The organism is Thermus scotoductus DSM 8553, assembly GCF_000381045.1.
GTDB classification, from domain to species: Bacteria; Deinococcota; Deinococci; order Deinococcales; family Thermaceae; genus Thermus; species Thermus scotoductus.
On sequence record NZ_KB905769.1, the window covers coordinates 1 to 8,630 of the forward strand.

The window sequence follows — 8,630 nt, forward strand, 5'->3', positions numbered from 1 at the left end:
CCTGGTGGAAGCGGTTCTGGAGGGGAGAAGGGAGCGAGGCCACCATCTCGCTCACCCGGGCTGAGCCTGCGGCCAAGGCGCCCCGCACCACCTCTTCAAACCGTCGGTGGAGGCGCTTATCGGGGGAAAACGCTCGCAAAACGGCCCGTGAACTCCTGGAGCCTGGCCTCGGCCACCTTGAGCATGTCCATGGATCACCCCCGGTACCAGATACGGGCTGCGCCCGCAAGGGGAGATTTACCACGAAACGGAGATGTGGGTAAAGTCCTGTTACACCCCCTTGCAAAAGCGGCGGGGTTATGGTAGCATGCTTACTTGCCCGGCGGCGCAGCGCCTCCGATACTTCCGTACCGCGCATGGGGCGGAGCCAATGGTAGGGGTAGATTCCCCACTTGGCTACTAAGTCGGAGCGCAACCATCCCCGGGCAACTTTCACAAACATCTCGGTCTGTAGGTTGAAGATAGTCCCCATACAACCCGTAGCGCAACAGGTCTGGTCAGAGGCATAAGGCAGTTGGTCAGCTTTTGGAGCGTTCTGCCCCCAAGGAGGGTTGATGTCCTTCAACGTGCCGAAGCGAGCCCAGAGGGTGGCTTTGACCTATGAGGGCGGTACCGGGTACCTAGCGAGCCCTGAGACGGAGCTTTTGCTCCTAGTGGCGGGAAGCCTCTTCTCCGGGGACACCTTTTACGAGGGGGACCTCTCGCGCCGGGAGCGTTTTTATGAGTTAGCGCGTGCGCTAAGCCAAAAGGACCCCCGGTATGTGGCCGCCCTGGCCCAGTATGCCCGTCATGTGCTAGGGCTTCGTTCGGGACCCAGCGCCTTGGTGGCCCACCTTTTCTGGTGGGGCCCGAAGGAGGTGGCGGAGGAGGCCGCACGCGGGGTGTGGTTGCGAGGGGATGAGCACCTGGAGACCCTGGCCTACACCCGGGCCCAGGGGTGGAAGATCACCAAGGGGTTGAAGCGGGCTGTGGCCTCGAGGCTCAACGCCATGAGCCCAAGGGCCCTGCTCAAGTATCAGAGGAAGGGGCGCTCCTTCTCTCAGCGGGATGCCCTCATCCTTTCCCACCCCAAGCCTCAAGACCCGGCCCACGCTCTTGTGTACGAGTGGTTGGTCAGGGGGAAGCGAAGCCTTCCAGAGGCCCAAGCTTTTGTGGCCCAGGTTTTGGAGGAGCGCCCCACGTGGGAAAGGATTCTTTCGGTCAAGGGGGCGAGCCGGGAGTCCTGGCTAGAAGCCCTTCCCCACCTTAGGGGCCTTTCCCTGGTACGCAACCTAAGCAATCTGCACCGTTTCGGCCTCCTACGGGAGGAAGAGACGCAGGGGCTTTTGGCCAATAAGCTCCTTTCCCCGGAGGTGGCCAAGTGGGGCATCTACCCCTACCAGTGGCTCCAGGCCATCTTCATGGGGCGGAGGGAAGGATGGCCCGAGAGGGTGCTCCACCTCTTGGAAGCCGCCCTAGAGAACTCCCTCCCCCCTTTGCCCCTAGTAGGGGAAACCCTAATACTCGTGGACGTATCGGGGTCCATGTTTAGCCTTATTTCCGCACGGAGCCAGGCTACCTACGCCTTAGCGGCGGCGAGCCTGGGGGCTCTGCTCTACCGAAGGACCGGGGGCCAGCTCGTGGGCTTTAGTAACGATATTCACCCCGTGCACCTTCCCCCGAGTGCTCCCATAACCCGAATCGTAGATGAGCTTCTTGCTAAGGGTGGAGGCGGAACCTACCTAGGGAAGGCATTGGAGAAGACCCTTCCCAACTTCTCGGGGCGGCGTGTGGTCATTTTCACGGATGAGCAAGTGCACGACAGCGCCTATGACCCCCTAAAGAAGTGGAAACGGCAGGACCCCGATCGGAGCGTCCACGTAGTCAACGTGGCGGGCTACTCCCCCCTGGCTTTCCCCGAGCGGGGTGTGATCCGGGTAGGGGGGTGGAGCGAACGCCTCTTGGAGGTCTTGGCCCTCTTGGAAGCCCGTGACCCGGTGGCCTGGATACGGAGCGGGGGGTGGCAGACCACAGCATCTGTCTCCTCTGCCCCCGAGGATGAAGAGGAAGAACGGTAGAACGAGTGGCTGGGAGCCTGGGCGGGGCTGGGCCGGGTGCGGGTGGTGCCTGGGCCCAAGGAAGAGCCCGAGACCCGGCCCTTCGTCCTCCGCTTCCTCCTCCGCCCCCACCTGGCCCCGGTCCCGGGGGGGCTGGTCCTGGCCCTGGGCCGGCTTGTCGGGGAGGCCTTCCCCCTGCCCTAGTTCTCTTCCCGGACCGCTGGCTCCTTCCTGGCCTCGGGGTCGTGGAGGGGACTCACCGCTGGCAGCCTAGAGGAGGCCTCCCGGATACCGGGGTAGCCGAGTCTTTCCGCCAAAAAGTTCCGGGGCCTTCAGCCCAACAGCTCGAGGAGAGCCTTCAGGTGCCGCTCCACCTCCTGCCGCTTCTCTGGAGGGAGGCTTTCCGGGTCCAGCCGGGCAAGCCTCGTCGCCACCTCCTTGTGCCAGGGAGGAGGCGCCTTCTCCTTCACCAAGACCTCCCGCACCCTGCCCTTGAGCTCCCTCAGGGAGAGGCCCCCCTTGGCCTCCTCCAGGAGCCGGGCCCGGGCCTCGAGGTCCTTCACCTTCTTGAGCTCCAGGGCGGCGGTGTAGGGGATGGCGCCCTCCTCCAGGGCCGCCCTCAGGTCCTCGGGGAGCCCTAGGAGGGGGAGGCGGTTTTGCACGAAGGACTCCCAGGTCATGCGGCCCAAGGCCTGGAAGACCTCCTCTACTCTCTGGGCCTCGGGGGTGCCCATAACGTTATGGGCTGCTACCCCCCGCTTCTCCTTCCGCATCCGCTCAAGGAGGCTCACCACCTCCTCCCTCGTTTTCCCCAAGTCTTCCGATAGGAGGTCCAGCACCCCCAGGGTCTCCTCGTAGGGGTTCAGGTCCTCCCGCTGGAGGTTCTCCACCAGGGCGAGGAGGCGGGCCTCCTTCTCCGGAAGGTCCAGGACCCGGACCGGGACTTCGGCAAGCCCCGCCATCTTCGCCGCCCGGTACCGCCTCTCCCCGGCCACGATGGCGTACCGCCCGTCCCCGAGAGGCCGCACCAGGAGGGGCTGGAGGACCCCCTTCTCCCGGATGCTCTCGGCGAGGGCCTCGAGGTTCTCAAAGCGCCTGCGGGGCTGGGGGGAGGGGAGTAGGGCCTCGAGGGGGAGGTGCGATGTGGCGGGACTTTTGGCTTCCTCCACCAGGCCCTTCAAGTAAGCGCGGATGGCGCTCACGCCACCACCTCCTCAAAGCGGAACACCCTCTTGAGCAAGAAGTCCGTGAGTAGAGCCACCTCTTCGGCGGCCTCCCGGTCTCCGGTGAGCTGGATCGGTATCTGTCCCTCAGTGGCCTTTCGATGGGGGCCAGGGCGATAGGCTACACGCGGGGCCACGGGTGCGATTTCCTCTAACTCCCCGAGGGCTTGGAGGATGCGGTTGTCCCCTTGGGTCCTGGCGTCGTACTTGGTGGGGATGAAGGCTGAGATGATGTGGCTCCTCCCCGCTACCCCTTCGGGGTTCACTTTTCTGAGGGCTTCCCGGTACTCTTGGGCTACCTGGACCACTGCTCCGAGGGCTTGGATGCCCTTGGCCCCTGTTTCTACGGGAACGAGCAGGCCGTCCCCCGCCAGGGCGGCCATCACCGCCAGGGAGCCCAAGGAGGGGAGGGAGTCTACCAGCACCAAGTCGTACTCCCCCTCCACCCTTTCTAAAGCTGTGCGCAATGCCAGAGCTCCCAAAGGCTTTTTGTCTAGTTCAAGTTCCCCCATGGCCAGGTTCACCGAGGCGGGAATCAGGTAGAGGTTCCGGCCTACCTGCCTAGGGCGGGGAAGAAGATCCTGACGGATGACCTTGAGGAGGGTTTCCTCCTCTGCCACGGAGTTGGGGTCCACGCCTAACCAGGCGGTGAGGTTGGCCTGGGGGTCGGCGTCCACCAAGAGGACCCGGTACCCCCTCGAGGCCAGCTCGAACCCCAGGTCCCGGGCCAAAGAGGTTTTCCCTGCCCCGCCTGCGTGGGTGAAGAAGGTATAGGTCTGGGTCCCCTGCTCGGGTCCATCCACCACCTCAGGGATGTACCAGTAGTGGCCGAGGCGAACGGCTTCCACCCGGCCCTCCCGAATCCACTTCCGCGCCAGGCTTTCCGACATTCCCTCCCTGCGGGCCCACTCCAGGAGGGGTATCAGCCTTTCCCTGCGCATGGTGGAAGACTACCAGATAGGTGCGCATAGGCGCAAGTAGGCGTAAGGCAAACCTTGACCACGTTCTTCGGCTTGACCCTTCAGGGATACGCTTCTTCTCACGCCATTCGCCCTCTTCCAAGGGCGGGGATGTATACTGGGACTGGCGGTCAGGAAGGGGCTCTATTTGAGGGAAGACCAGGACCGACTCTTGAAGGAGCGGGCCCGGAAGCTGGGCGTCTCCGAGGCCCAGTTGGTTCGCATAGCTTTGGACCGGTTTCTCTCCGGTGAAGAGGGGGAAGCCACCGCCAAGGCGAGGGCTTCCCTTGAGGCGTTTCTGGCGGAAGCCCGGCACCTTGCTGGGACCCACCGTTTCCCTGAAGGCTGGCGCTTAGACCGGGAGGCGCTATACGCCGAGGAGGGGTGCGGGAGGGGTTGACGAAAGTCGCCATTTATCTCGTCACTCAGAGGTTGTCGTAAAAGTGTTAAAGGGCCTGACATTCCGCACCCCTGCCCCCATGCCTTTGGATTTTCGGGCGAGCGCCCAACCCGACCTGAAGCTCTACGACCTGGGCCACCTGGGCCTTCCACCTCTTCATCTGAGTGCGTTTGGTGGAGCTAGAGGGCAGGCCCCTGGTCCTCAACCTGGCCCCCCGTCACGAGACCGCGGTGCGCCTGCTGGGGGCAGGGCGATATTACCTCCTGGAGTGAGGGGGGTGCGGAATGTCGGACTTGGGTTAGCGCATAGGTTTTAGGGTACTGGGCGTGGGATCATTGCGCCTCGCCCCAAGGGTTGAAGAGGGCGATGGGCAGGCCCTCAAAGTGCCGCACGTTCCGGGTCACCAGGACCAAACCGTGGTGCAGCGCCGTGGCGGCCAGCATGGCGTCCAGGGGGGAGAGGGGTTTGCCCTTCAAAAAGGCCTCGCCCACCAGGCGGCCCCAGACTTCCATCACCGGGAGGTCCAGGGGCAGGATTCGCCCTTGGAAAGACCGCCTCACCCCCCGGAGCCAGGACTCCAAGGCCCGCTTTCGTCCCACCGGGGCCCGGACCACACCTTGGACCAGTTCCCCCCACGTCAGGGCCGAAAGGTAAGCCTCTCCCAGGGGCGTCTCCTCCAACCAGGCCACCACCTGGGGGTCCGGCTGGGCCTTGACCGTCTCGGAGAGGACGTTGGTGTCCAGGAGGTAGGCCACGGTGGTCTCAGAAGAGGGAGACTTCCCGGTGCTCCGCCTCCGTCCGGGCAAAGAGGGCCTCCGCCTCATCGTTGGGGAGGGGTGTGGGGGCGCGGAGGGCTTGCCAGAGGGCGAGCTTCTCCCCCGTGAGCCGGGCGTAGGTTTCCCAGTCCAGGACCACCACCGCTTTGCGGCCCCGCCGGGTGACCAGCTGGGGCTCGCCCTTTAGCGCCTCCTCCACCAGCTTGGAGAAGCGGGCCTTGGCTTCTTGGAGTTGCCAGGTCTTGGCCATGGGGCCAGAATAAACCAACTAGACAGACTAGTCAATGGCCAGAGGAGGCCGCCCATACGGGACGGGCGGTCCCTTTGGGGCAGAGGTCCCAAGGCGGACTCCCACCGGATTTCGGGGAACTGGCCTCCTTCCCCGTCCCCATCCCCAAGGGCTCCCTGGGCTTCCCGGTGGGTGGCCCAGCCCTCTACCGCACCAGGAGCCGCACCCCCCGGGCCGGCGCGCTCACCTGGGCTTCCCCCCAGGGCTCGTCCCGGTCCAAGAAGGCCAGGAGGCGGTAGGGACCGGGGGAGGCCTCCAGGCGGAAGGGGCCACCCTCCCGGGGCAGGGTGAGGACGGCGCAATCCCCCACCGGGGGGCAGGCCTCCAGGACCACCCTCGCCGCCGGGGCCTGGGCCACCCGCACCTCCGCCAGGGCCTCCTGCCCCCCGGCCCTCAGGCGCACCCGGTAGGGGCCGGGAGGCGTGGCCTCCGGGGCGTAGACCCTGAGGACCGCCTCCCCTTGGCGGGGTTGGGGAAGAGGTAGGCGGAAAGCCCCCCTTCGGGATAGACCCACACCCCCTCTTTTTTGTAAGCCGCCCCTTGCCCCAAGATGCGCCTCTAAGGCGGGACACAGCGCCAGCCCGGTGCTTGGCGCTCACTCCAGCAGGAGCCTGATCCGGGTCAAAACCGACCGCACCACCTCTTCGGGAGCCCGGGCGATAAACTCCGCCCGCCGGGCCTGGTAGTCCAGGCTCCGCACCTGGTCCGCTAGAACCACACCGACCACGGGAAGCCCTTGGGGCAGGGACACTTCAAAGGGGTAGCCCTTGACTCGGGAAGTGATGGGACAGAAAAGGGCCAGGCCCGCCTTGGCGTTGTAGGCCTTGGGGGAGAGGGTGAGGGCAGGTCGCCTCCTCCCTTGCTCGTGTCCCGCCTGGGGGTCAAAGTCCAGCCATACCAGGTCTCCTCGGTCGGGCACAAAGCTCATGCCTCACGCCCCGTAGCCGGTCCCCAGTCCACTTCCTCGTGGCGGTTCGCCTCGGTGATGGCCTCCAGGAGGTCATCCAACCGGAGGGGGCGAAGGACCAACCCCTCCCCTCCCACCTCCAGGATCACCTCTTCCCCGGGCCGGAGTCCTGTGGCCTCGGCCAGGGGCTTGGGGATGCGTATGGCCAGGCTGTGACCCCAACGGGCGACTCGGGTTCTCATGGCCTCAGTATAGCCGTTGGTATATTCCTCACGCACCGCAGAAGCACGGGGGAGCGGACGAGCTGGGCTTCCTCGGCCAGGCGGGCTTCCCGCAGGCTGGCCTTGAGGCGGGCCCTATACCCGGCGCCAAGGCCAGGCCCTCGTGGGTCCCGGCGGTCATGGCCCCCTCCTGTATATGCTCCGGTATATGCTTGGGACGGGATCCTCTTCGTGGTCTTCACCCGGCGGCGGGGCAGGGTGCGGGTGATCACCGCCCGGGACGCCTCCCTCGGGGAGAAGCGGCGGTACCGAAAGAGGGGTAAGTAGGCCATGAAGCTGAAGAAGGTCCACAGCCTGGAGGCCATACCTGAGTTCGCCAGCGAGGAGGAGGAGGCCCGCTTCTGGGCGGAACACGGCCTGGGGGAGGAGCTTCTTGAGGCGATGAGCCCGCCCCCGGAGGGCCTCCTGCCCCCGCCCCGCCCCAGGAGCCGGGTCATCTCCCTGCGCCTGGACGAGGACCTCCTCGGGCGGCTCAAGGCCATGGCGAGGAGGAAGGGCAAGGGCTACCAGACCCTCCTCAAGGAGTTCGTGCTGGAGAGGCTCTACGAGGAGGAGAAGAGGGAGGGGATCCTCTAGCGCCAAGGGCCTCCTCCAGGATCCTCAGGCCCCGGCAGAGGTCCTTGAGGAAGGTCCCGAAGGGGACCACCCGGTCCGCCCACACCACCGGGGCCCAGGCCTCGAGGGCGGGCAGGAGCTCCCTAAGGAGGGCCGTCTTCCCGTAGCCCGGCGGGGCGGCGAGGACCACCCCCCGCCCCGCCCGCACCGAGAGCAGGACCGCCCTCCCCTCCTCCTTCCGGCCCACGAACATACTTCCAGACTAACAGACTTACAGAGTCTGTAACTTCGGAACTTCCAGAGTTACAGACTTACAGAGTTACAGACTCTGTCACTTACAGACTTCCGAACTTACAGACTTCCAGACTCTGTAACTTCCGGACTCATGTAGTCTGTCAGGGAACCCCCGGGACTGCCCCACCCTCGGCGGGTGAGGGACGGGGAAGTCCGCTCCCTCCTCGAGGGGAGGAGGGCGGGCGGCGGCCAAAGGGCCTGAGGGCCCTCAGGCCGTGGAATCTCCGGGCCTCAGGGATGCCCTCATCCCGAAGGGCCCACCCTTACTCCCCCCGCCCACCGGCGGGGGGTTTCGCTTTGGAGGTCCCTCCTTCGCGAAGGTGCGGTTTTGCGCATGGGTGACGTTCCTACAACCAAAGGCCGCGTACCGGCCCAGTCCGCCGGCGCACCCACTCCCGCCGGGCCCCGGGTGAGGCTACCCCGCCCCACGGGCGATGGGGCGGGGTAGGGGCGTGGGGATCTCCGGTTCAGGGGGAGGTGAGGATGGCGCCGCCTTCCCCCACCACCACGAAGAGGCCGTTCCCGTAGGTCACGCTGGAGAGGGAATACCTTGTCGGCGAGGTCAGCCGCGTCCAGTTCACCCCGTCCGGGGAGGTGAGAATGGCACCCCTATCCCCCACCGCCACGAAGAGGCCGTTCCCGTAGGTCACGCCGTTGAGCGAGTCCCTCGTCGGCGAGGTCCGCTGCGTCCAGTTCACCCCGTCCGGGGAGGTGAGGATGGCGCTACTGCTAAGTACCCTCCCCCAAGATTTTCAACTCCACACCCCCCAGGGCCTTGAGGGCCTGAACCACCGCCTCCCTAAGCTCCTCAACCCCCCCGTAGTGCCGCCTTGGCATCAGGAACCCCTTCACCCGCCGCCAGACGCTCTCCATGGGGTTCAGATGCGGGCTGTACCGCGGCAGGTAGGCC

At 65.8% G+C, this 8,630-nt stretch carries 14 protein-coding genes; 4 read left to right on the top strand and 10 right to left on the bottom strand.

The genetic code is table 11. From position 1 onward, the window contains the following. Positions 1-554 precede the first annotated feature (554 nt). Together F604_RS0110285 and F604_RS12160 are read left to right on the top strand one after the other, a co-directional pair. Positions 555-2,057: a vWA domain-containing protein gene (locus F604_RS0110285; protein ID WP_019551576.1), complete on the top strand. Its 1,503-nt coding sequence runs from the start codon at positions 555-557 to the stop codon at positions 2,055-2,057. A 36-nt stretch (positions 2,058-2,093) separates the two neighbouring features. Then, a complete protein-coding gene (locus tag F604_RS12160) occupies positions 2,094-2,240 on the top strand; it encodes a hypothetical protein (protein ID WP_019551577.1) in 147 nt (48 codons plus the stop codon). Positions 2,241-2,368: 128 nt separating this feature from the next. Here the strand turns inward: F604_RS12160 and F604_RS0110300 are convergent, their stop codons facing one another. Next, positions 2,369-3,238 (bottom strand): ParB/RepB/Spo0J family partition protein, encoded by an 870-nt coding sequence (locus F604_RS0110300; protein ID WP_019551579.1) that lies wholly within the window; start codon positions 3,236-3,238, stop codon positions 2,369-2,371. Beyond that, positions 3,235-4,200: a ParA family protein gene (locus F604_RS0110305; RefSeq protein WP_019551580.1), complete on the bottom strand. Its 966-nt coding sequence runs from the start codon at positions 4,198-4,200 to the stop codon at positions 3,235-3,237. Before F604_RS0110305 ends, F604_RS0110300 begins: the two co-directional genes overlap by 4 nt. 166 nt (positions 4,201-4,366) lie before the next feature. On the opposite strand from F604_RS0110305, the gene F604_RS12165 reads away from it, so the two are divergent. Then, positions 4,367-4,618 carry a ribbon-helix-helix domain-containing protein gene (locus F604_RS12165; RefSeq protein WP_019551581.1) on the top strand — a complete coding sequence of 84 codons (252 nt, stop codon included), beginning with the start codon at positions 4,367-4,369 and terminating at the stop codon, positions 4,616-4,618. Between the two features lie 332 nt (positions 4,619-4,950). Here F604_RS12165 and F604_RS0110320 read toward each other — a convergent pair whose 3' ends face one another. From F604_RS0110320 to F604_RS0110340, 5 genes are all read right to left on the bottom strand, one after another. After that, on the bottom strand, positions 4,951-5,373 hold the full coding sequence (locus F604_RS0110320; protein WP_019551583.1) for a type II toxin-antitoxin system VapC family toxin: 423 nt from the start codon (positions 5,371-5,373) through the stop codon (positions 4,951-4,953). Positions 5,374-5,380: 7 nt separating this feature from the next. Then, positions 5,381-5,644, bottom strand: a complete 264-nt coding sequence (locus F604_RS0110325; protein WP_019551584.1) for a type II toxin-antitoxin system Phd/YefM family antitoxin — start codon at positions 5,642-5,644, stop codon at positions 5,381-5,383. A gap of 184 nt (positions 5,645-5,828) precedes the next feature. Continuing rightward, a complete protein-coding gene (locus F604_RS12170) occupies positions 5,829-6,197 on the bottom strand; it encodes a hypothetical protein (protein WP_038044756.1) in 369 nt (122 codons plus the stop codon). Between the two features lie 81 nt (positions 6,198-6,278). Further along, positions 6,279-6,611, bottom strand: coding sequence for an endoribonuclease MazF (gene mazF, locus F604_RS0110335; protein ID WP_019551585.1), 333 nt, complete (start codon positions 6,609-6,611; stop codon positions 6,279-6,281). Continuing rightward, entirely contained in the window at positions 6,608-6,832 is a 225-nt protein-coding gene (locus tag F604_RS0110340) for an AbrB/MazE/SpoVT family DNA-binding domain-containing protein (protein WP_019551586.1), read from the bottom strand. The genes mazF and F604_RS0110340 overlap by 4 nt, the downstream gene beginning before the upstream one ends. 309 nt (positions 6,833-7,141) lie before the next feature. Here F604_RS0110340 and F604_RS0110350 point away from each other — a divergent pair, with 309 nt between their 5' ends. After that, positions 7,142-7,447 (top strand): CopG family antitoxin, encoded by a 306-nt coding sequence (locus F604_RS0110350; RefSeq protein WP_019551588.1) that lies wholly within the window; start codon positions 7,142-7,144, stop codon positions 7,445-7,447. Here F604_RS0110350 and F604_RS0110355 read toward each other — a convergent pair. The 3 genes from F604_RS0110355 to F604_RS12180 all read right to left on the bottom strand — a co-directional run. Then, entirely contained in the window at positions 7,389-7,679 is a 291-nt protein-coding gene (locus F604_RS0110355) for a P-loop NTPase family protein (protein ID WP_020700630.1), read from the bottom strand. The two genes, F604_RS0110350 and F604_RS0110355, sit on opposite strands and share 59 nt — an antisense overlap. Before the next feature lie 508 nt (positions 7,680-8,187). Then, complete coding sequence (locus F604_RS12175; RefSeq protein ID WP_019551589.1) at positions 8,188-8,370, bottom strand: beta propeller repeat protein; 183 nt, start codon at positions 8,368-8,370, stop codon at positions 8,188-8,190. Positions 8,371-8,449: 79 nt separating this feature from the next. Further along, on the bottom strand, positions 8,450-8,630 hold a 181-nt coding region (locus F604_RS12180), incomplete at its 5' end, for a transposase (protein ID WP_019551590.1).